The 18,924-nt window shown below is 71.1% G+C and carries 22 protein-coding genes, 2 tRNA genes and 1 pseudogene; 13 read left to right on the plus strand and 12 right to left on the minus strand.

What is annotated here, in order from left to right:
- Window positions 1–6 precede the first annotated feature (6 nt).
- Both IFT73_RS12575 and IFT73_RS12580 read right to left on the minus strand, forming a co-directional pair.
- Entirely contained in the window at window positions 7–1,224 is a 1,218-nt protein-coding gene (locus IFT73_RS12575; protein ID WP_192167923.1) for an acetyl-CoA C-acetyltransferase, read from the minus strand.
- Between the two features lie 57 nt (window positions 1,225–1,281).
- Window positions 1,282–2,427, minus strand: coding sequence for an acyl-CoA dehydrogenase family protein (locus IFT73_RS12580; RefSeq protein WP_192167924.1), 1,146 nt, complete (start codon window positions 2,425–2,427; stop codon window positions 1,282–1,284).
- Window positions 2,428–2,530: 103 nt separating this feature from the next.
- Between IFT73_RS12580 and IFT73_RS12585 the strand changes: the two genes are divergently transcribed.
- Window positions 2,531–3,106, plus strand: a complete 576-nt coding sequence (locus tag IFT73_RS12585) for a TetR/AcrR family transcriptional regulator (protein ID WP_192167925.1) — start codon at window positions 2,531–2,533, stop codon at window positions 3,104–3,106.
- 87 nt (window positions 3,107–3,193) lie between these two features.
- Here IFT73_RS12585 and IFT73_RS12590 read toward each other — a convergent pair whose 3' ends face one another.
- The gene (locus IFT73_RS12590; protein ID WP_192167926.1) at window positions 3,194–3,739 is read right to left on the minus strand and encodes a YceI family protein; all 546 of its coding nucleotides are present in this window, start codon (window positions 3,737–3,739) and stop codon (window positions 3,194–3,196) included.
- A gap of 100 nt (window positions 3,740–3,839) precedes the next feature.
- On the opposite strand from IFT73_RS12590, the gene IFT73_RS12595 reads away from it, so the two are divergent.
- Both IFT73_RS12595 and IFT73_RS12600 read left to right on the plus strand, forming a co-directional pair.
- The gene (locus tag IFT73_RS12595; protein ID WP_192167927.1) at window positions 3,840–4,313 is read left to right on the plus strand and encodes a MarR family winged helix-turn-helix transcriptional regulator; all 474 of its coding nucleotides are present in this window, start codon (window positions 3,840–3,842) and stop codon (window positions 4,311–4,313) included.
- 182 nt (window positions 4,314–4,495) lie between these two features.
- The gene (locus tag IFT73_RS12600) at window positions 4,496–5,362 is read left to right on the plus strand and encodes a DUF559 domain-containing protein (protein ID WP_192167928.1); all 867 of its coding nucleotides are present in this window, start codon (window positions 4,496–4,498) and stop codon (window positions 5,360–5,362) included.
- A gap of 93 nt (window positions 5,363–5,455) precedes the next feature.
- Here IFT73_RS12600 and ettA read toward each other — a convergent pair whose 3' ends face one another.
- From ettA to IFT73_RS12620, 4 genes are all read right to left on the minus strand, one after another.
- Entirely contained in the window at window positions 5,456–7,138 is a 1,683-nt protein-coding gene (gene ettA / locus IFT73_RS12605; protein ID WP_056611425.1) for an energy-dependent translational throttle protein EttA, read from the minus strand.
- A gap of 42 nt (window positions 7,139–7,180) precedes the next feature.
- Window positions 7,181–8,830, minus strand: a complete 1,650-nt coding sequence (locus IFT73_RS12610) for a GTPase family protein (RefSeq protein WP_192167929.1) — start codon at window positions 8,828–8,830, stop codon at window positions 7,181–7,183.
- Entirely contained in the window at window positions 8,827–10,554 is a 1,728-nt protein-coding gene (locus IFT73_RS12615; RefSeq protein WP_371811263.1) for a dynamin family protein, read from the minus strand. The genes IFT73_RS12610 and IFT73_RS12615 overlap by 4 nt, the downstream gene beginning before the upstream one ends.
- A gap of 116 nt (window positions 10,555–10,670) precedes the next feature.
- Window positions 10,671–11,858, minus strand: coding sequence for a PrsW family intramembrane metalloprotease (locus IFT73_RS12620; RefSeq protein WP_192167930.1), 1,188 nt, complete (start codon window positions 11,856–11,858; stop codon window positions 10,671–10,673).
- A 70-nt stretch (window positions 11,859–11,928) separates the two neighbouring features.
- Between IFT73_RS12620 and IFT73_RS12625 the strand changes: the two genes are divergently transcribed.
- A tRNA-Arg gene (locus IFT73_RS12625) sits at window positions 11,929–12,002 on the plus strand.
- Window positions 12,003–12,457: 455 nt separating this feature from the next.
- Here the strand turns inward: IFT73_RS12625 and rpsN are convergent.
- Genes rpsN through rpmB form a run of 3 tightly spaced genes read right to left on the minus strand, consistent with a single transcriptional unit; the run spans window position 12,458 to window position 13,169 of the window.
- Entirely contained in the window at window positions 12,458–12,763 is a 306-nt protein-coding gene (gene rpsN, locus IFT73_RS12630) for a 30S ribosomal protein S14 (protein ID WP_192167931.1), read from the minus strand.
- The gene (rpmG, locus tag IFT73_RS12635; protein ID WP_056611411.1) at window positions 12,763–12,933 is read right to left on the minus strand and encodes a 50S ribosomal protein L33; all 171 of its coding nucleotides are present in this window, start codon (window positions 12,931–12,933) and stop codon (window positions 12,763–12,765) included. The genes rpsN and rpmG overlap by 1 nt, the downstream gene beginning before the upstream one ends.
- The gene (gene rpmB / locus IFT73_RS12640) at window positions 12,933–13,169 is read right to left on the minus strand and encodes a 50S ribosomal protein L28 (protein ID WP_192167932.1); all 237 of its coding nucleotides are present in this window, start codon (window positions 13,167–13,169) and stop codon (window positions 12,933–12,935) included. Before rpmB ends, rpmG begins: the two co-directional genes overlap by 1 nt.
- A 72-nt stretch (window positions 13,170–13,241) precedes the next feature.
- Between rpmB and IFT73_RS12645 the strand changes: the two genes are divergently transcribed.
- The 4 genes from IFT73_RS12645 to ykgO are packed head-to-tail and all read left to right on the plus strand — an operon-like array spanning window position 13,242 to window position 14,936.
- Window positions 13,242–13,502 carry a type B 50S ribosomal protein L31 gene (locus IFT73_RS12645; RefSeq protein ID WP_192167933.1) on the plus strand — a complete coding sequence of 87 codons (261 nt, stop codon included), beginning with the start codon at window positions 13,242–13,244 and terminating at the stop codon, window positions 13,500–13,502.
- Window positions 13,499–14,575: a GTP-binding protein gene (locus tag IFT73_RS12650; RefSeq protein WP_192167934.1), complete on the plus strand. Its 1,077-nt coding sequence runs from the start codon at window positions 13,499–13,501 to the stop codon at window positions 14,573–14,575. Before IFT73_RS12645 ends, IFT73_RS12650 begins: the two co-directional genes overlap by 4 nt.
- A 44-nt stretch (window positions 14,576–14,619) precedes the next feature.
- Window positions 14,620–14,817: a 50S ribosomal protein L32 gene (gene rpmF, locus IFT73_RS12655; protein ID WP_192167935.1), complete on the plus strand. Its 198-nt coding sequence runs from the start codon at window positions 14,620–14,622 to the stop codon at window positions 14,815–14,817.
- Window positions 14,814–14,936 carry a type B 50S ribosomal protein L36 gene (gene ykgO / locus IFT73_RS12660; RefSeq protein ID WP_192167936.1) on the plus strand — a complete coding sequence of 41 codons (123 nt, stop codon included), beginning with the start codon at window positions 14,814–14,816 and terminating at the stop codon, window positions 14,934–14,936. The genes rpmF and ykgO overlap by 4 nt, the downstream gene beginning before the upstream one ends.
- Window positions 14,937–14,968: 32 nt before the next feature.
- On the opposite strand, the pseudogene IFT73_RS19625 reads toward ykgO, so the two are convergent.
- Window positions 14,969–15,771, minus strand: a pseudogene (locus tag IFT73_RS19625) (LysR family transcriptional regulator ArgP); the annotation flags it as partial.
- Between the two features lie 71 nt (window positions 15,772–15,842).
- Here IFT73_RS19625 and IFT73_RS12670 point away from each other — a divergent pair.
- Genes IFT73_RS12670 through IFT73_RS12680 form a run of 3 tightly spaced genes read left to right on the plus strand, consistent with a single transcriptional unit; the run spans window position 15,843 to window position 17,236 of the window.
- On the plus strand, window positions 15,843–16,472 hold the full coding sequence (locus IFT73_RS12670) for a LysE/ArgO family amino acid transporter (RefSeq protein ID WP_192167938.1): 630 nt from the start codon (window positions 15,843–15,845) through the stop codon (window positions 16,470–16,472).
- Window positions 16,473–16,505: 33 nt separating this feature from the next.
- On the plus strand, window positions 16,506–16,889 hold the full coding sequence (locus IFT73_RS12675) for a CrcB family protein (RefSeq protein ID WP_056611387.1): 384 nt from the start codon (window positions 16,506–16,508) through the stop codon (window positions 16,887–16,889).
- On the plus strand, window positions 16,886–17,236 hold the full coding sequence (locus IFT73_RS12680) for a CrcB family protein (RefSeq protein WP_192167939.1): 351 nt from the start codon (window positions 16,886–16,888) through the stop codon (window positions 17,234–17,236). Before IFT73_RS12675 ends, IFT73_RS12680 begins: the two co-directional genes overlap by 4 nt.
- Here the strand turns inward: IFT73_RS12680 and IFT73_RS12685 are convergent.
- Window positions 17,233–18,021 (minus strand): DsbA family protein, encoded by a 789-nt coding sequence (locus IFT73_RS12685; protein ID WP_157432702.1) that lies wholly within the window; start codon window positions 18,019–18,021, stop codon window positions 17,233–17,235. The genes IFT73_RS12680 and IFT73_RS12685 overlap by 4 nt on opposite strands.
- 129 nt (window positions 18,022–18,150) lie before the next feature.
- On the opposite strand from IFT73_RS12685, the gene orn reads away from it, so the two are divergent.
- Both orn and IFT73_RS12695 read left to right on the plus strand, forming a co-directional pair.
- The gene (orn, locus tag IFT73_RS12690) at window positions 18,151–18,762 is read left to right on the plus strand and encodes an oligoribonuclease (protein ID WP_192167940.1); all 612 of its coding nucleotides are present in this window, start codon (window positions 18,151–18,153) and stop codon (window positions 18,760–18,762) included.
- A gap of 61 nt (window positions 18,763–18,823) precedes the next feature.
- A tRNA-His gene (locus IFT73_RS12695) sits at window positions 18,824–18,896 on the plus strand.
- Window positions 18,897–18,924: the final 28 nt, after the last annotated feature.

Consider the following 18,924-nt stretch of genomic DNA (forward strand, 5'->3'; position numbering starts at 1 on the left):
CCGTCATCAGGAGAGCCGCTCGAGGACCATGGCCATGCCCATGCCGCCGCCGACGCACATCGACTCGACGCCGAACTGCTGGTCGTGGTGCTGCAGCGAGTTGATCAGCGTGCTCGTGATGCGCGCGCCGGTCATGCCGAAGGGGTGGCCCACGGCGATCGCGCCGCCATTGACGTTGAGCTTGTCGAGCGGGATGCCGAGCACCTTGGCCGAGCCCCACGCCTGCACGGCGAAGGCCTCGTTGATCTCGAACAGGTCGATGTCGTCCAGGCCCATGCCGGCGTTGCGCAGCGCGGCCGGGATGGCCTCGACGGGGCCGAGGCCCATGACCTCGGGCGACAGGCCCGTGACGGCCGTCGACACGATGCGCGCCAGCGGCGTCAGGCCCAGCTCCTTGGCCTTGGTGTCGCTCATGACGACGACCGTCGCGGCGCCGTCGTTGAGCGGGCACGCGTTGCCCGCGGTCACGGTGCCGTCGGGACGGAACACGGGCTTGAGGCCGCTGATGCCCTCGAGCGTCGTGCCGGCGCGCGGTCCGTCGTCGGTGCTGACGACGGTGCCGTCGGGCAGCGTGACGGGCGTGATGTCCTTGGCCCAGAAGCCGTCGGCGATGCCCTTCTCGGCCAGGTTCTGGCTGCGGACGGCGAACTCGTCCTGCTCCTGGCGGCTCATGCCGAGGTGCTGCGCGACGTTCTCGGCCGTCTGGCCCATCGCGATGTACTGGTCGGGCAGCTGGCCCGACTCGCGCGGGTCGGTCCACGTGTCGGCGCCGCCCTCGGCACGCCTCGCGGTGCGGGCGACGGCGTCGGCGAACAGCGGGTTCTCCGAGCCGGGCAGGTCGGCGAAGCCGTTGGCGAACCGGCTGACGGTCTCGACGCCGGCCGAGATATAGACGTCTCCCTCGCCGGCCTTGATCGCGTGGAACGCCATGCGCGTGGTCTGCAGCGACGACGAGCAGTAGCGGTTGACCGTGACGCCCGGCAGGTGGTCCATGCCGGCGAGCACCGCGACGACGCGGGCCAGGTTGTGCCCGGCCTCGCCGGCGGGCTGGCCGACGCCGAGGTGCAGGTCGGTGATGTCGCGCGGGTCGAGGCCCGGGACCTTCGCGAGGGCGGCCTGGAGCATCTGCACCGACAGGTCGTCAGGGCGCATGTCCTTGAGCGATCCCTTGACGGCGCGGCCGATCGGCGAGCGGGCTGTGGAGACGATGACTGCTTCGGGCATGGACGTGCCTTTCGGGTGGGGTCGTGTCGATGTCTAGGGGCGGTGCCGACCGTCGGGTCAGAAGCCGAGGTCGCGGCCGATGAGCTCTTTCATGATCTCGTTGGAGCCGGCCCAGATCTTGCTGACGCGGGCGTCGCGCCACGCACGGGCGACGCGGTACTCGTTCATGAAGCCGTACCCGCCGTGCAGCTGGACGCAGTGGTCGAGGACGTCGTTCTGGATCTCCGACGACCACCACTTGGCCTTGGCCGCATCGGTCGCGGTCGCCTCGCCGGAGGTGTGGGCGAGCACGGCCTGGTCGACGTACGCCTCGGCGACCTCGATCTTGGTCACGAGCTCGGCGAGCAGGAACTTGTTGTGCTGCAGGCTGCCGATCGACTGCTTGAACGCCTGACGGTCGTGGGCGTACTGGACGGTCTCGGCCAGGATCTGCTTGGCGTGCGCGACGTTGGACACGGCGCACGACAGACGCTCTTGCGGGAGCCGCTCCATCATGTAGATGAAGCCGCGGTCGACCTCGCCGATGATGCGGTCGTCGCCGACGCGGACGTCCTCGAAGAACAGCTCGGCGGTGTCGGCCTCGGCCTGGCCGACCTTGTCGAGCTTGCGGCCGCGGCTGAAGCCGGGGTCGGTCGCCTCGAGCGCGAACATCGTGATGCCCTTCGCGCCCTTCTCGGGCGACGTGCGCACCGCCGTCAGGACCAGGTCGGCCGAGAAGCCGTTGGTGATGAACGTCTTGGACCCGTTGATGACCCAGCCGTCGCCGTCGCGCACCGCGGTGGTCTTGAGCGCCGCGAGGTCGGAGCCCCCGCTGGGCTCGGTCATGCCGATCGCGGTGACGATCTCGCCGGTCGCGCAGCGCGGGAGCCAGCGCTCCTTCTGCTCCTGCGTGCCGAGGTCGACGATGTAGGGCACCGCGATGTCGGAGTGGATGCCGACGCACGAGGCGAGGGCCGCGTTGAGCTTGCTGAGCTCCTCGGCCCAGACGGCGTTGAAGCGGAAGTCACCGGCCTCGGAGCCGCCGAACTCCTCGGGGATCTCGAGACCGAGGTAGCCCTCGTCGCCGGCGGCGCGCCAGAACTCGCGCGGCAACGCCTTGTCGTCGAGGTACGTCTCGAGGTTCGGGGTGACGTGCTTGGTCAGGAAGGCGGCGCACGAGTCGCGGAACGCGTCGTGGTCCTCGTCGAAGATCATCCGCTTCATGTCATGCCACCTCGTGCTCGAACGTCCGTCAGATGCCTCACGCACTAAGCGCTTGCTTAGCATGCAAGCAGTCCGTCATGCTGTCAACCGACGAAGGAGCGACATGACGACGATCACGGCCCGCGAACGGCTCATCAACGCCGCCGTCGAGGCGTTCGCCGAGAAGGGCTTCGCCGCGACGACGACGCGCGACATCGCGTCGCGCGCGGGCATGAGCCCCGCCGCGGTCTACGTCCACCACGACTCCAAGGAGAGCCTGCTCTACACCGTGAGCCTGCAGGGGCACCTGAGCGCCCTCGACATCATCGGCCGGGCGGCGCAGGCCAGCACCGAGCCCGTCGAGCGCATCCGCACGATGGTCTACCAGTTCAGCCTGTGGCACGCCGACCACAGCCGGGTCGGTCGGATCGTCCAGTGGGAGTACCACGCCCTGACACCCGAGCACCGCGCCGAGGTCGGCGCGATCCGGCGTGACATCGAGCGGACGATGCAGGACGCCCTGGCCGACGGGGTCGGTCAGGGCGTCCTGGATGTCGTCGACATCCCCGGCACGGCGTTCTCGCTGCTGTCGCTGGGGGTCGATCTGGTGCGGTGGTTCGAGCCCGGCGGGTCGCGCACGGGCGAGGACCTCGCGGCCCTCCACGCCGACCTCGCGGTCCGCATGGTCGTCGCGCACTGACGCCGGCGGCACAGGGGCGCCCGGTCTCGGGGGGATGGACCGGGCGCCCGTGAGCCGCCGGCGACGCGACGCGACGGCGGGGGGTCGTCAGGCCTGGAGCACGGCCTCGGCGACGATGTTGATCGTGATCTTGTCGCCGATCATGAGCTTGTCGGCGCCGTCGACCGGGATGTTGAAGTCGATGCCGAAGTCCTTGCGGCTGATCGTCGTCGTGGCCTCGAGGCCGACGCGCGTGCCGCCCCACGGGTCGCCGCCCTCGCCGAGGAACTCGGTGGCCAGGTCGACCGACTTGGTCGTGCCCTTGATCGTCAGGTCGCCGGTGACGACGAACTCGCCCTCGGCCTTCTCGACGATGCCGGTGGAGACGAACGTCATCTTCGGGTTCTCCTCGGCGTTGAAGAAGTCACCCGAGCGCAGGTGCGCGTCGCGGTCGGCGGTGCCGGTGTTCACCGAGGCGAGGTCGACCGAGACGTTGACCGTCGAGGCGGTGACGTCGTCGGCGCTCGTGATGGTGCCCTCGAAGGTCTCGAACTTGCCGCGGACCTTGCTGACGAGGTGACGGACCGTGAAGCCGATCTCCGTGTGGCTGGGGTCGAGCGCCCAGGTGCCGGTGGTCACTGCGGTGCTGGTCATGTGGTGCTCCTTGGAAGACTGTAGTTGACTGTTCAACGACATTGAATGTAGCACGCAATTCAAGATTCAACCAGCACCTTCCCGACGTAGGATGGATCACATGGAGACAGGCACCGACACCCCGTGGCTCGACGCCGAGCAGCAGCGCATCTGGCGCGTGTTCCTGGGCGGCACCACGGTCCTGATGGACCGGCTCGACCGCGACCTGCGCACGCAGCACGGCATCTCGATGCCCGAGTACGAGATCCTCGTCCGGCTCTCTGAGGCCCCCGGCCGAGCCATCCGCATGGCCGAGCTCGCCGACGCCGTCTCGCACTCCCGCAGCCGGGTGACGCACACGATCGCGCGCCTCGAGCGCGAGGGGATCGTGCTGCGCGGCCAGTGCTCCGACGACGGACGCGGCGTGTCGGCCGTCCTGACCGACCACGGCTTCGGCGTGCTCGAGCAGGCCGCGCACACCCACGTCACGGGCGTCCACACCTACCTGATCGCCAATGCCGAGCCCGACGAGCTGAAGGCCCTGGGCACCATCATGGAGCGGGTCATGCAGACCCTGCACGGCCGCAACTTCTGACCGACTGACGCCACCCCACCCCGCACTCAGCCCAGAAATGCGGAGAAGCGGACACTTTCGGAACCACTGAGAGGTGCGGTCCTCCGCACTTCTGGCGTCCACAGCTGAGTGCGGCGTACCGGTCGTCCACACGTGGGACGTCGAGGGCTGCCGAGCACGCGGCGCGCCGCCAGCGTGGGTCCATGCGATCCATACCCGCCCAGCTCTCGGGCCGTCCGTTCGCCCTTGCCGAGGCCGAACGGCTCGGCCTGACCCGCCGCATGCTGAGCGGCGATCGATTCGTCCGCGTCCGGCGCGGCGTCTACCGCTGCATCGACACGCCTCCGACGCTCCGACTGCAGGTGCAGGCCGCGCTCCTCGTACTACCTCCGGGCACGGCGGCCAGCCACACGACCGCGCTGGCCCTGGGAGGGCTCACCATCGGACGTCACGACGCGCTGCACTTCTCCGGCCACGGGCGTCCCGAGCACGACATCGAGGGAGTCGTGCTGCACCGCCGCCGCGTCCGCCTGAACACCGTGCTGGTCGACGGCGTGCCGGCACTGGGACCGCTGCGGACGTTCGTCGACGCGGCGACTGTGCTGTCGATGCGCGACCTGCTCGCGGTCGGCGACTGGCTGGTCTTCCACGAGCACGTCGACGTCCTCGACCTGCGCGCGTACGCCATCGCCTCACACCTCGACGGCGTGCGCACGGCCCGTCGCGTCGCGCCGCTCGTCCGCGAGCGGGTGGCGTCGGTCTACGAGAGCTACGTGCGCTGGGACCTCCACGCAGCGGGGCTGCCGGAGCCGGAGGTCAACGTCGACATCCTGGACGACCACGGCACGTGGCTCGCGCGCGGCGATCTGGTCTACCGGCCGTGGAGGATCTTGGTCGAGTACGACGGCTGGCAGCACGAGCGCGACGCCCAGCAACGCCAGCGCGACCACCTGCGTCGCGAGGCCCTCGAGGCGGCGGGCTGGCGCGTCATCGTCATCACGGTGGAGGACATGCGCAGGCCCGGCACCGTCGTCAGCCGCGTTCGCCAGGCCATCCGCCAAGCAGCCTGATGCACCCACCCGGCCCAGAAATGCGGAGAAGCGGACGCTCTCGGGTGTCCGAAAGGGTCCGCTTATCCGCAATTCTGGGCTGGGTCCGTGGGCTCAGTCGCGCGTCAGGCGACGGTGCGTGACGCGGTGCGGACGGGCCGCGTCGGCGCCCAGACGCTCGATCTTGTTGTCCTCGTACGACTGGAAGTTGCCCTCGAACCAGAACCAGCCGGCGGGGTTCTCGTCGGTGCCCTCCCACGCCAGGATGTGCGTCGCGATGCGGTCGAGGAACCAGCGGTCGTGCGACGTGACCACGGCGCAGCCGGGGAAGTCGAGCAGCGCGTCCTCGAGCGACGACAGCGTCTCGACGTCCAGGTCGTTGGTCGGCTCGTCGAGCAGCAGCAGGTTTCCGCCCTGCTTGAGCGTCAGCGCCAGGTTGAGACGGTTGCGCTCACCACCGGACAGCACGCCGGCCTTCTTCTGCTGGTCGGGGCCCTTGAAGCCGAACGACGCGACGTACGCGCGGCTGTTCATCTCGAAGTTGGCGACCTTGATGAAGTCGAGCCCCTCGGAGACGACCTCCCACACGTTCTTGTCGCCCGCGATCTCGCCGCGGCTCTGGTCGGCGTAGCTGATCTTGACGGTCTTGCCGACCTCGAGCGCGCCCGCATCGGGCGTCTCCTCGCCCGTGATCATGCGGAACAGCGTCGTCTTGCCGACACCGTTGGGCCCGACGACGCCGACGATGCCGGCCCGCGGCAGCGTGAACGAGATGTCGTCCCACAGCAGACGCCCGTCGTAGCCCTTGGTCAGGCCCTTCGCGTCGAGCACGACGTCGCCGAGTCGCGGACCGGCCGGGATGTTGATCTCGCTGGTGTCGACCTTGCGCGACTTCTCGGCCTCGGCCGCGAGCTCCTCGTAGCGGGCCAGACGCGACTTCGACTTGGTCTGGCGACCCTTGGCGTTCGAGCGCACCCAGTCGAGCTCGCGCTCGAGCATCTTGGCGCGCTTGGCGTCCTTCTGGCCCTCGATCTTGAGGCGTTCCTTCTTGCTCTCGAGGTACGTCGTGTAGTTGCCCTCGTAGCCGTGGATCTGGCCGCGGTCGACCTCGGCGATCCACTCGGCGACGTTGTCGAGGAAGTACCGGTCGTGGGTCACGGCCAGGACCGCGCCGGGGTAGTTCTTCAGGTGGCCCTCGAGCCACTGCACGCTCTCGGCGTCCAGGTGGTTGGTGGGCTCGTCGAGCAGCAGCAGGTCGGGCTGCTGCAGCAGCAGCTTGCACAGCGCGACGCGGCGGCGCTCACCACCCGACAGGTGGTCGACGAGCTCGTCGGCCGGCGGGCAGCGCAGGGCGTCCATCGCCTGGTCGAGGCGCGAGTCGAGCTCCCACGCGTTGTGGGTGTCGAGATCGGTCTGCAGGTCGCCCATCTCGGCGAGCAGCGTGTCGTAGTCGGCGTCGGGCTCGGCGAGCTCCTCGCTGATCTTGTTGTAGCGGTCGAGCTTGCCCTTGATCTCGGCGACGGCCTCCTCGACGTTCTCGAGGACGGTCTTGCCCTCGCTCAGCGGCGGCTCCTGCTGGAGCATGCCGACGGTCGCGTCGGGATCGCGGACGATGTCGCCGTTGTTGGGGTGGTCGAGCCCGGCCATGAGCTTGAGCAGCGACGACTTGCCCATGCCGTTGGGGCCGACGACGCCGATCTTCGCACCGTGGAGGAAGGACAGGGTGACGTTGTCGAGCACCACCTTGTCGCCATGGGCCTTGCGGATGTTCTGCAGTGCGAGGACGTATTCAGCCATGCGGTCAAGACTAACGAGGGCACGGCGACGGCCCCACGGCGGTCAGGAGAGCGCGTCGGCGATGCCGGAGCGGTACGTGGCGTACCGGTCGAGCTCGGCCTCGACGGGCGCGACGACCCGCTCGGACGCCGTCGAGCCGATCGCGGACCGCAGCGCCTCGTCGGCGCGCTGCGCCTTGCGTCGGGCACCGGCGCGAGCGGCGGCACCCGACCCGACCGCGAGCAGGGGTCCGCCCAGCAGCGCGACGACCAGGACGACCGCCGCGGTCGGGACGGGGCCGACCGAACCGAGGTCGGGCAGGTCGATCGACGTCAGGCTCGCGACGCCCTGGACGACGAGCCACACCAGAGCGAGGACGGCCGCCACCACCGCGACCAGCTGCACGACCTTCACGACCCGCCACCAGGGGGCCGGACGGGCGACGTCGACGCTGGCAGCGCGGACCGCGGCGTCGAGCTCGTCGACGACGTCGCGGTCGCGGGGGTTCGCGGCGTCGCGGACGGCATCGCGCCACGGTCGCTCGAGACCCGACGAGACGTGCTCGGCGAGGTCGCGGACCGCCAGCTCCGCGCCGGCCCGCTGCACCCGCGCCGCCTCGGGCGCGATCGCCCTGGCCAGCGACGCCGGCGACAGGTCACCGCCGAGGGCGAGCTCGTCGGACGACTCGTCTCCCCCGCGCCCGAGCCAGCGCAGCACGGGCCAGCCGGTGGCCAACGCGGCACGTCGCCGGGTGGACGACTCGATCGCCTCGACGATCTGCGGGACGCCCGCGCTGTCGACCAGCGCGTCGTCGAGCGAGCGGCGGGCCGCCTCGGAGATGCCGGGGGCCTCGGCCGATCCGCCGACCTGCTCGATGACGGCGGCGGCCGCGGCGATGTCGGACGTCAGGCGCGCCTTCGCGGACGACTTGGCGCGGATGCGCGCCGCCAGCTCGCGCTTGAGGTCGTCGACCCCGTCGCCGCGGGTCGCGGACACGCCGATCACGGGCACGTCGGGCAGTCCCTCGTCGGCCAGGATGCGGCGGACGTCGGCCAGTGCGCGGTCTCGCTGCTCGAACGGGATGCGGTCGATCTGGTTCAGCACGACCAGCGTCACGTCGCTGTACGAGGCCATGGGCCGGATGTAGCGGTCGTGGATCGCGGCATCGGCGTACTTCTGGGGGTCGAGCACCCACACGAGCAGATCGGCGTGCGTGACCAACCGGTCCATCTCGACGTGGTGCGACACCTCGGTCGAGTCGTGGTCGGGCAGGTCGAGCAGCACGAGGCCGTCGAGCTTGGTGTCCTCCGCCGACCGGTCGAGCATGCTCATGCGCGAGACCTGGTGCCGGGCGGGGATGCCCATCCACTCGAGCAGGCCCTGGGCGCCGTCGGGGCCCCAGGCGCAGGCCAGCGCCCACGACGTCGTGGGGCGGCGGACGCCGACGCCGGCGAGCTCGAGGTCCGTCAACGAGTTGAACAGGGACGACTTGCCCGACCCGGTCGCGCCCGCGAGCGCGACGATCGTGTGCTGGCCCGACAGCGTCAGCCGCTCGGTGGCGCGCTCGGACAGCATCTCGGCGGGTGCGAGGATCTCGTCGTCGATGCGGCCGCGTGCCGCGGTGACGGCGCTTGTCAGGCCGTCCAGACGGCGGGACACGTCGCTGCCACTGCCCGCGAACACCGGGGCATTGGACGGCGCCGGGGTCGTCATGACGTCGTCCCTCCGTTCAGGAAGTCGGCGTGCCGCGAGTACTCGGCCTGGCGGGCCGCGTCCCGCAGCGCGGTCTGGTGGCCCCTGAGACTATCGGGCGCCTCGAGCAGCGCGTGGTAGCGCGCCAGGTCGGACTCGAGCAGGGTCGTGGCCCGCGAGACGAGGTCGGCGTGGGCCGCGTCGAGCAACCGGTCGACGACCGGCGCGCCGAAGATCGCGTCGAGCAGGCGCCGCCCCAGCACCGCGCCCGAGCCGCCCCCGGACGTCGGGGAGTCGCCGTCGCGCGCGAGCATCGCGACCATCACGGCGACCGCGATGCCGTTGACGCCGAAGGCCAGGAACTTGGCGGTCATGCGCTTGTCGGCGCCCTCGACGCGCACGAGCTCGACGACGCCCTGGCGCCAGTCGTGCACCAGCCGCTCGGCCCGCACGCGGACGTCGCGCGACGCGCGGTCGAGCCCGGGCCCGTCGGCGGCGTCGAGCAGGCGACGTCCGGCCGGCGTGGCGTTCCAGGCGCGCGAGACCGTCTCGGCGGTCGCCTCGGACTGCTCGGTCAGGAGCATCCGGACGCCGGTCTCGATCGCCTCGACGACCTCGGTGGACCGGGTGCGACGTCCGGTCATGCCGCCCACGAAGCGGTCACGGATGCGGCTGACCTTCTCCTCGACCGACGAGAGCAGCTCACCGGTGCCGACGAACTCCTGCCACGTGGCGAGCAGGTCGCCGCGCATCAGCGTGCCGTCGGAGGTCTGGCGGGCGACGCGCTCGACCGTCGCACGGTAGGCGTCGTCGGCGGTGCCGAAGAGCGTCTCGGCGACCTCGATCTGACCGTCCATCGCGTCGCCGACGTCGTGCGCGCGCAGGACGAGGTGGCGGACCGCGCCGTCGAGGGTGCGGTGCACGACCATCTGCCGGGCGACGGGGTCGGCCGCGAGCTCGGCCAGCCAGTCGATCATGGGCAGCACCGACACGCGCGGCAGCAGTCCGTCGGTGTCGAGGTTCGACTCGGGCACCGTGAACAGGGGCGAGTCGGACAGGCCGCGCGACGTCATCATGCGGGCGAGGTGACCGCGCACCTCGATCAGGGCGTCGTCGCTCGTGCGGTCGAGGACGACGGCCACCGACGTGCTGCGCTCGGCCGCGTGGCGCAGGTAGTCCCACGGCACCTGGTCGGCGTAGCGGGCCGCCGACGTCACGAACAGCCAGAGGTCGGCCGCGGCGAGCAGCTGCGTGGCGAGCTCGCGGTTGCCCTTGTCGATCGAGTCGACGTCGGGCGCGTCGAGGATCGCCAGCCCCTGCGGGATGCGGTCGGTCGAGGCGAGCCGCAGGGCGTACGAGCCGTTGCCCTGCTCGGTCGTGCGGGGCAGGTCGGGCAGGATGCGGTCGGGCTGGAACCACTCGGCGTCGTCGGGGTGGTGCACCAGCACGGGCGAGCGCGTCGTGGGGCGCAGGACGCCCGACTCGGTGACCCGCTCCCCCACCAGCGAGTTGACCAGCGTCGACTTGCCGGCGCCGGTGGATCCGCCCACCACGGCGAGCAGCGGGGCGTCGAGCTGCACGAGGCGCGGCAGGATGTAGTCGGACAGCTGGTCGACGACGTCCGACCGGGTGCGACGGGCACGGTCGACACCGTCGGCCTGCAGGTCGAGCGGGGCGTCGCGGACGCTCAGCAGGAGCGAGCTCATGGCCGCGAGGAGCTCGGCCGGAGCGTGGTCGCCAGGCACGATGAGCTCCTCTCGTCGACGCGGTGGTTCAGCGGGTGGGGTTCAGCGGGTGGGTGGTACGCACAGATTAGTCGACTTGGGGACTCCCCGCGTCCACCGCATCTGTGACGCGGGGGTCAGGAGTGACGCGCGTAGCGGTGGAGCGCCGGGGGCAGCCGCAGGTCGGGCCGCAGGGCGTACATCGAGTCGAGCAACGCATACGTCCGCTCGACGCCCTGGGGCCTGCTGTGGCCGCTCATGAGGGAGTCGTGCAGGAAGGCCATCTCGGTCGCGAGGCGCTGGTAACGCGTCACGACCTTGGCGGCCTGCTTGCCGTGGTTGTCGCGGGCGTAGCGTCGCGCGGCCTTGCGGTAGCCGAACCGTGACAGGTAGGGGATCTCGGCGGGGTGGATCCAGCCGCGGTCGGCGACGTACGACAGCGAGCGCTCGAGCACCCGCACCTGCCGCACCCGCACGATGATCGCGATCGTCGCGAGGACGACGAGCAGCGCCGCCATCGCGAGGTACGCCAGGACGAAGCCCAGGCCGTTGGACGGCCCGTAGCTGAGCGAGCCGTTCCACAGCCCGTGCAGCGCGATGCTGAGGGCCAGGCCGATCGTGCAGATCAGCACGCGGACGATCTTCGAGCGCCGGCCGACCGCCAGCCCGATCGCGATGCCGAAGGCGGCGGTGAACAGCGGGTGGGCGAAGGGGCTGAAGACGCCGCGGACGACGAACGTCGTGGTGGCGCCCTCGGAGCCGGCCAGGGCGATGTCGGGCGAGCCGATGTAGCTGCTGGCGTAGTAGCCGATGTTCTCGACGAACGCGAAGCCGATGCCCACGATGCCGGCGTAGATCAGGCCGTCGAGGACGCCGTCGATGACCCGCCGCGACCGCACGAACGTCAGCAGCAGGAACAGGCACTTGGCCGGCTCCTCGGCCAGCGGTGCGGCGAAGGAGGCCGCCGCCTCGTCGCTGAGGTCGAAGGCGTTCTGCGCCCACACCTCGAGGGCCAGCGCGATCGCCACCGCGACGACGCCTCCCCAGACGAAGGCGGCGAGCTTGTAGCGCAGCGGCTCGGGCTCGTACCGGTCGAGCCACCAGAAGCAGAACCACAGGAACGGCAGCGGGATCATGGCGTAGAAGATCGACAGGCCCGCGCCCTCGGAGTCGCCGGCGCTGAGCGACAGCACGACACCGCCGACGACACCGGCGATCGCGACGAGCGCGAACAGCACGATGAGCGCGGTGCGCCCCTTCTGCCGGATCGGCTGGCGGGCCGGGGTCGACGCGGGCCGGAACGGGGCGGCCGTGGCTTCTGTCACCCGCCACATCGTAGGGGATCGTGGCGGCCCCGCCACCGCTCCGACGCGCGCCGATACGCTGGTGCCACGGGCGCCCGTAGCTCAGCTGGATAGAGCAAGAGCCTTCTAATCTCTAGGTCGCAGGTTCGAGTCCTGCCGGGCGCGCTCACTTCCTCCTCAGCAACTGTCCGCACCCCCCATCTGCCAGGGAGCGCAGCGACCGTCCCCACCCCCCCCCCGTTCGCCAGGGAGCGCAGCTGGGGGCCCGTGAGGGCGAAGCCCGAGGCGAACCAAGCGATCTGGCTTGCGCGAGTCCCCCTCGCTCCGCTCACGGGCCCCCTACTCGCAGAGCTCGTGGGGGGACCCCCAGGCCGCAGGCGGCCTCCCTGGGGGACGAGGAGTCCCGTTCGCCAGGGAGCGCAACTGGGGGTACCTCCCGCGAGCGCAGCGAGTGGGGGCCCGTGAGGGCGAAGCCCGAGGCGAACCAAGCGATCTGGCTTGCGCGAGTCCCCCTCGCTCCGCTCACGGGCCCCCTACTCGCAGAGCTCGTGGGGGGACCCCCAGGCCGCAGGCGGCCTCCCTGGGGGACGAGGGGTTGCGCTCCCTGGCGACCGCGTGCGTCACCAGCTGGACGTCGTGATGCCGGGCAGCTCGCCGCGGTGCGCGGCCTCACGGAAGCGGATGCGCGACAGGCCCGCGACGCCGACGTGCCCGCGGGGACGTCCGTCGACCTGGTCGCGGTTGCGCACCCGGACGGGTGAGGAGTCACGGGGCATCGCGGCGAGGGCACGCCCGGCGGCCATGCGCTCCTCGATCGGCAGGCGGACGTCCTTCGCCGCGGCCCGCAGCTCGTCCCGGCGGTCGGCGAGCCGCTCGACGAGCTCACGGCGTCGGTCGTTGGCGACGATCTTGCTGCGCTTGGCCATCAGCGCTCCTCCCTGAAGTCGACGTGGCGGCGCACGACGGGATCGAACTTGCGCAGCACGAGGCGGTCGGGGTCGTTGCGGCGGTTCTTGCGGGTGACGTACGTGAATCCGGTGCCGGCGGTCGAGCGCAGCTTGACGATCGGTCGGACGTCGCTGCCCTTCGACGCCATCAGAGCACCCCTCCCCGGGCGCGGATGTCGGCGACGACGGCGTCGATGCCCCGGACGTCGATGGTCTTGATGCCGCGCGCGCTGAGGCGCAGCGTGACGTGCCGGCCGAGGCTCGGCACCCAATACCTCTTCTTCTGGATGTTGACGTCGAAGCGCCGGTTGGTGCGTCGGTGCGAGTGCGAGACGTTGCGCCCGAACCCCACCTCTGCCCCGGTGACCTGGCAGATCCGTGACATGTCGTGGTCCTCTCTTGCGTGCTGGTGTAGAATGACAATCATTATCATTAAGTCTACCCACAGGAGCAGCTCGTGAAGAAGGGCATCCACCCCGCCTACGCCCCCGTCGCGTTCCGGGACCGGTCGGGCGACCTCGTGTTCGTCTCGTCGTCGACGCTGGCCGGCGGCCTCGTCGAGGGCGGCGAGACCGTCGAGGTCGACGGCACGACGTACCCCGTCGTCGACGTCGACGTGTCGACCGCCAGCCATCCCTTCTGGACGGGCCGGGGCCGGGTGCTCGACACCGAGGGTCGCGTCGAGAAGTTCAACCGTCGCTACGGGACGGGCGCATGACGACGACCCCGCTGGTGGTGCTGACGGGCCTCGACGCCGACGCGATGGCCTCGGCCATGATGGCGCTGCAGTGGGACGCCCCGCGGGCCGTGACGGTGCGGCACACGATCGACGTCGAGGCCCAGCGGCTGACCCGGCTCGTCAGCGACGTCGACGGCGTCGTCGAGCACGTGCACGTCGACCTCGACCACGCCTGCGTCGGGTGCGCACTGCGCGAGGACGTCATGCCGACCCTCGAGCGGCTGGCCGACGACGGACGGTGGGGCTCGATCATCGCCCACCTGCCGGTCGCGTCGGGCGCCGAGCAGGTGTGCGCGATCCTGATGCACGACCAGGTGCTGTCGGCCAAGCTCCACGTCGCGTCGGTCCTGGCCGTCGTGGCAGGCCCGACCGCCCGCGACGACGTGCTCGGTGACGACCTGCTGCGCGAGCGTCGGCTGCACACGTCGGTCGACGACACCCGCGGCGTGGCCGAGGTGCAGGCCGCGCAGGTCGAGTACGCCGACGCCGTCGTCGTGGTCGGGGACGTCGACCGCACGGATCGCCACCTGCTCGAGATGCTGATGCGCCCGGGCGCCCGGGACGTCATCGACCACCTCGCGCTCGACACCGCCGCGATCGTCGGCGGCAGGCGCCCGCACGAGGACGCCGAGGCGTGGGTCGACCCGAGCCACGCCGCACCCGTCGGTCTGGTCGAGTCGGGCGGGGCGTGGACCGTCGAGCTGACGTCCGACCGGCCGTTCCACCCCGAGCGGCTGATGGCCAACCTCGAGGCCCTCGGGGGCGGGGCGCGACGGTCGCGCGGCTGCTTCTGGCTGCCGACCCGTCACGACCAGGTGTGCGAGTGGGACGGCGCCGGCGGCCAGCTCAGCGTCGGCCCGTGCCAGCACGGCTCGACCGAGCCCCACACGCGGCTGCTCGTCACCGGCATCGACGACGACCGCGCCGAGCTCGTCGCGACGTTCACGGCCTGCCTGCTGACCGACGCCGAGCTCGCCGAGCGCGGCGCGATCTGGGAGAGCCGTGAGGACGGCTTCGAGCCGTGGCTGGGGCCCACGCGCCAGCCCGCCTGATCCCCACCCCCCTCCCCCGTCCGTCCCGATCACCGAGGAGAACCATGGCCGTCCCGAAGCGCAAGATGTCGCGCAGCAACACCCGTCATCGTCGCTCGAGCTGGAAGGCGACGCCCGTCGCCCTCGTGCCCGTCACGGTCGACGGCACGACGCACCGCGTCCCCCGCCGCCTGGTCCGTGCCGTCCAGCGCGGACTCGTCGACCCCGTCACCATCACCGCCACCACCAGGAGGAACCCATGAAGGTCCGCAACTCGCTCAGGTCGCTCAAGGAGCAGCCCGGCGCGCAGGTCGTGCGCCGCCGCGGACGCACGTTCGTGATCAACAAGCAGAACCCCCGCATGAAGGGCCGTCAGGGCTGACGCGCCCCGCCCCCGCCCTCAGAGCAGGTGGNCAGTGCAGCTCGACGTCGACGTGCTGCCCCGGGTCGAGCTCGACGAGCCGGCCCCGTCGCTCGGGCTCGTCGGACTGCTCGTGCGGCAGGACGGCCCACCCCAGCCCCAGCACGACGGCCTCGGCGAAGTCGGCCGAGGCCGGCACGTGGTGGCGCGGCGGGGTGAGCCGCCGGGAGGTCCGACGCCGCAGGTACCGCTCCTGCAGGTCGTCGTTGCGGTCGAAGACGACCATCGGCGCGACCGCGAGCGCGTCGACCGTCACGCCCTCGGAGAACCACCGGTCGACGAACCCGGGCGTGGCCATCGGCCGGTAGCGCGTCACGCCGAGCCGTTCGGAGCGGCACCCCTGCACCGGCTCGTCGACCGACGTGATCGCCGCCATGACCGTCCCGGCCCTGAGCAGGTCGGCGGTGCGCGACTGGTCGTCGCGGTGCAGGTCGAAGCAGACGCCCGGGCCCACCGTCGCGAGCGCCGGCAGCACCCACGTCGCCATCGAGTCGGCGCTGAGCGCGATCGGGACGGTGACGGGCGCGACGTCCCGACCGTCGCCGTCGGCACGGGTCTCGACCGCGGCCTCCCGCACGAGCGCGTCGATCTGCCGCGCCAGGCGCAGGTAGGCCTCCCCCGGGCCGGTCACCGCGGTGGGGCGGGTGCGTCGCACCAGCACCTGACCGGCCGACTGCTCGAGCGCCTTGATGCGCTGGCTGACGGCCGACGGCGTCAGGTGCAGCGCTGCCGCTGCGGCGTCGAACGACCCCTCGTCGACGACGGCGGCCAGCGCGGTCAGCTGCGACAGGTCCATGTGAAGCGATGCTAATGCACCGTGAGAATCATTCGTTGGACTTCACCCTGCGGTACTCCTACCGTCGAGTCATGACGCACGACGCCGCGCTCGCGGTCGCCTCCGGGCTCGGCTTCGGCCTCTCGCTGATCGTCGCGATCGGAGCGCAGAACGCCTTCGTCCTGCGCCAGGGACTGCTGCGCCAGCACGTCCTGCCGGTCGTGGCGGTGTGCGCCGTGTCGGACGCCGTGCTGATCGTCGCCGGCATCGCCGGACTCGGCTCGCTGCTCGACCTGGCACCGTGGCTCGTGGACGTCCTGCGCGTCGCGGGCGCGGCCTTCCTGCTGACGTACGCGGCGCTCGCGGCCCGCCGCGCGTGGCGCCCGGGCGCGATCGACGCCCGCGCGGACGGCTCCGGAGCCGCAGCGCTGTGGCCCGTCGCGAGCACCGCGGTGGCACTGACGTGGCTCAACCCGCACGTCTACCTCGACACCGTGGTCCTGCTGGGTTCGGTGGCCGGCACGCACGGCGACGAGCGCTGGTGGTTCGGCGCCGGCGCTGTCCTCGGCAGCATCATGTGGTTCACGGCGCTCGGCTTCGGCGCACGCCTGCTGCAGCCGGTCTTCGCCAGGCCATCGGCGTGGCGGGTGCTCGACGCGGTCATCGCCGTCGTCATGGTCGTCATCGCGGCGACCCTCCTGCACGGCCTCGGCGCCCGATGACCGCCCCTCCACGGGGCGTGGTCTGATGGGCTCATGAAGCTGTTCTGGCTGGTCGTCGCGGGTGGCGCGGCGGGGTCGCTGACGCGGTACGGCGTCAGCGAGTGGCTCAACCCCGGGCACGACCTGCCGGTCGGGACGCTCGCCGTCAACGTGACGGGCTCGTTCGTCCTGGGTGCCCTGCTGGCCGTGCTGACGTTGCGCGGCGACGACTCGGGCGGACGACGTCGGGCCCGCCTGCTGCTGGGCACCGGCTTCCTCGGGGGCTACACGACGTACAGCGCGCTGGCCGTCGAGACCGAGACCCTCATGCGCGACGGCCACGTCGCCCTCGGTGCCGGCTACGCGATCGGCAGCGTCGTGCTGGGCGTGGTCGCGGCGCTGGCCGGCGTCGCCACGGGCCGGGCGGTGGCGCGATGACGCCCCTGTGGCTGGCCCTGGCCGGGGGGCTCGGCGCCGGCACGCGCTACCTGCTCGACCTGTGGGTCCGACCCCGCGTGTCGGCCCGGCTGCCGTGGTCGACGCTGCTGATCAACGTGACCGGATCGTTCGCGCTCGGCCTGCTGGTGGGCGTGGGCGCCGACGACACGTGGCGCACGATCCTCGGCACCGGCTTCCTCGGTGGCTACACGACGTTCAGCACCGCGAGCGTCGAGACCGCGCACCTGCTGCTCGACCGCAGACACGCAGCAGCCGCCGTCAACGCCGTGGTCATGCTGACCGTGAGCGTCGCGGCGGCTGCCGGTGGGTACGCGCTGGGCGCCTAGCTCTTCTTGGCGGCGTCGATCGCCGCCTGCAGGTCGGCGACGGTCGCGATCGTGTTGTTCGCGCCGCTGACGTCCTTGCCGTCGATGCGGATCGTCGGGGTGCCGGACACGCCGTCGTCCTGGCCCTTCTCGCGGGCGTCCTCGATCCACTTGCCGTACGTCTGCTTGTTGATGCAGGCGTCGATGCCGGTGACGCCGGCCTGCTTCGCGAAGTCGATCAGCTCGTCGTCCTCGGGGCCGGCCGTGCCCTCCTCGGGCTGGTTGGCGAACAGGATGTCGTGGAAGGCCTTGAACGCCTTGGCGCCGCCCTTGTCGTTGACGCAGGCCGCCGCGTTCCACGCGCGCTGCGAGTACTCGTTGGTGCTCTGCTGCAGGAGGAACGAGTAGGGGCGGTACTCGATCGCGATCTCGCCGCTCTCGACCGCGCTGCTCAGGAACGAGCCGGCGGTCTGCTCGAGGGCGCCGCAGCCCGGGCACAGGAAGTCCTCGTACAGGACGACCTTGACCGGCTCGGCCGCGTCGGCAGCCGGCGCCGTGCCGGTGGCGGCCTGCTGGTCGTAGAGGATGCCGTAGTCGGAGTTGACGTTCGCCGGGGTGTTCAGGGCGGTGTCGATGGCGTTGTCGTCACTGGCCTTCTTGATGCCGTAGCCGCCGACGGCGATCAGGGCGACGACCACGACGACGATCGCCACGGAGATCAGGTTGCGCTGCTTGCGATCGGCCTTCTCGCGCTCCTTGCGCATCTGCTCTGCGCGCGCTGCTCGGTTCTGTCGGTCGTTGCTCACTGCTGTCTCCTGGTTCGGGTGGTCACCACCTGACCAACGCTGCACCTGCGGCGAAGGTTCCTGCCGAGCGTACCGGCCCGATCACAGGCGTCCCGTCACCGCCGTGCCGGCTGGACTAGTGTGCGAGGCGTGAATGACAAGCTGGTGTGGATCGACTGCGAGATGACCGGGCTCGACCTCGAGGCGGACGCCCTCGTGGAGGTGGCGGCCCTCGTGACCGACTACGACCTCAACGTCCTGGGCGACGGCATCGACCTCGTCATCAAGCCCCCGCAGGCCGCGCTCGACCAGATGAACGACTTCGTGACGCAGATGCACACGACGTCGGGCCTCATCACCGAGCTCGAGGCGGGGCTGAGCCTGCGCGACGCCGAGGAGCAGGTGCTCGCGTACGTCCGCGAGTTCGTCACCGAGCCGCGCAAGGCGCCCATGGCCGGCAACACGATCGGCACCGATCGCTCGTTCCTGGCGCGCGACATGGTCGAGCTCGAGGGCTGGCTGCACTACCGCGTCATCGACGTCTCGTCGATCAAGGAGCTGTCGCGCCAGTGGTTCCCGCGGGCCTACTTCGCGGCACCGGCCAAGGGCGGCGAGCACCGCGCGCTGGTCGACATCCAGGAGTCGATCGAGGAGCTGCGCTACTACCGACGGGCCGTCTTCACGCCCGATCCGGGCATCGACTCCGACTCGGCGAAGGCCATCGCGGCCGAGGTGTCGGGCTCGGTGACGGGCCGGTCCTGAGCACGCCGAGGCTTGCGTTAGACTTCTTCTCGCCGTGTCGGGCGCATGCCCGGCACGCGTGGTGGGTGTAGCTCAGTTGGTAGAGCACCGCCTTGTGGTGGCGGTGGTCGCGGGTTCGAGTCCCGTCACTCACCCCGATGCGCAAGACCCCCGGACCTCATC

The sequence above is a fragment of the Aeromicrobium sp. CFBP 8757 genome (genome assembly GCF_014841755.1).
GTDB lineage: Bacteria > Actinomycetota > Actinomycetes > Propionibacteriales > Nocardioidaceae > Aeromicrobium.

Bases quoted from the DNA above. Each gene is read 5' to 3' on its own strand.
- IFT73_RS12675 (WP_056611387.1), top strand. From the start codon at position 16,506: ATGAAGCTGTTCTGGCTGGTCGTCGCGGGTGGCGCGGCGGGGTCGCTG.
- IFT73_RS12670 (WP_192167938.1), top strand. From the start codon at position 15,843: ATGACGCACGACGCCGCGCTCGCGGTCGCCTCCGGGCTCGGCTTCGGC.
- IFT73_RS12680 (WP_192167939.1), top strand. From the start codon at position 16,886: ATGACGCCCCTGTGGCTGGCCCTGGCCGGGGGGCTCGGCGCCGGCACG.
- rpmG (WP_056611411.1), bottom strand. From the start codon at position 12,933: ATGGCGTCGAAGGGCAGCGACGTCCGACCGATCGTCAAGCTGCGCTCG.
- ykgO (WP_192167936.1), top strand. From the start codon at position 14,814: ATGAAGGTCCGCAACTCGCTCAGGTCGCTCAAGGAGCAGCCCGGCGCG.
- rpsN (WP_192167931.1), bottom strand. From the start codon at position 12,763: ATGGCCAAGCGCAGCAAGATCGTCGCCAACGACCGACGCCGTGAGCTC.
- IFT73_RS12595 (WP_192167927.1), top strand. From the start codon at position 3,840: ATGGAGACAGGCACCGACACCCCGTGGCTCGACGCCGAGCAGCAGCGC.
- IFT73_RS12585 (WP_192167925.1), top strand. From the start codon at position 2,531: ATGACGACGATCACGGCCCGCGAACGGCTCATCAACGCCGCCGTCGAG.
- IFT73_RS12575 (WP_192167923.1), bottom strand. From the start codon at position 1,224: ATGCCCGAAGCAGTCATCGTCTCCACAGCCCGCTCGCCGATCGGCCGC.
- IFT73_RS12610 (WP_192167929.1), bottom strand. From the start codon at position 8,830: ATGACGACCCCGGCGCCGTCCAATGCCCCGGTGTTCGCGGGCAGTGGC.
- IFT73_RS12650 (WP_192167934.1), top strand. From the start codon at position 13,499: ATGACGACGACCCCGCTGGTGGTGCTGACGGGCCTCGACGCCGACGCG.
- IFT73_RS12580 (WP_192167924.1), bottom strand. From the start codon at position 2,427: ATGAAGCGGATGATCTTCGACGAGGACCACGACGCGTTCCGCGACTCG.
- ettA (WP_056611425.1), bottom strand. From the start codon at position 7,138: ATGGCTGAATACGTCCTCGCACTGCAGAACATCCGCAAGGCCCATGGC.
- rpmF (WP_192167935.1), top strand. From the start codon at position 14,620: ATGGCCGTCCCGAAGCGCAAGATGTCGCGCAGCAACACCCGTCATCGT.
- rpmB (WP_192167932.1), bottom strand. From the start codon at position 13,169: ATGTCACGGATCTGCCAGGTCACCGGGGCAGAGGTGGGGTTCGGGCGC.
- IFT73_RS12590 (WP_192167926.1), bottom strand. From the start codon at position 3,739: ATGACCAGCACCGCAGTGACCACCGGCACCTGGGCGCTCGACCCCAGC.
- IFT73_RS12600 (WP_192167928.1), top strand. From the start codon at position 4,496: ATGCGATCCATACCCGCCCAGCTCTCGGGCCGTCCGTTCGCCCTTGCC.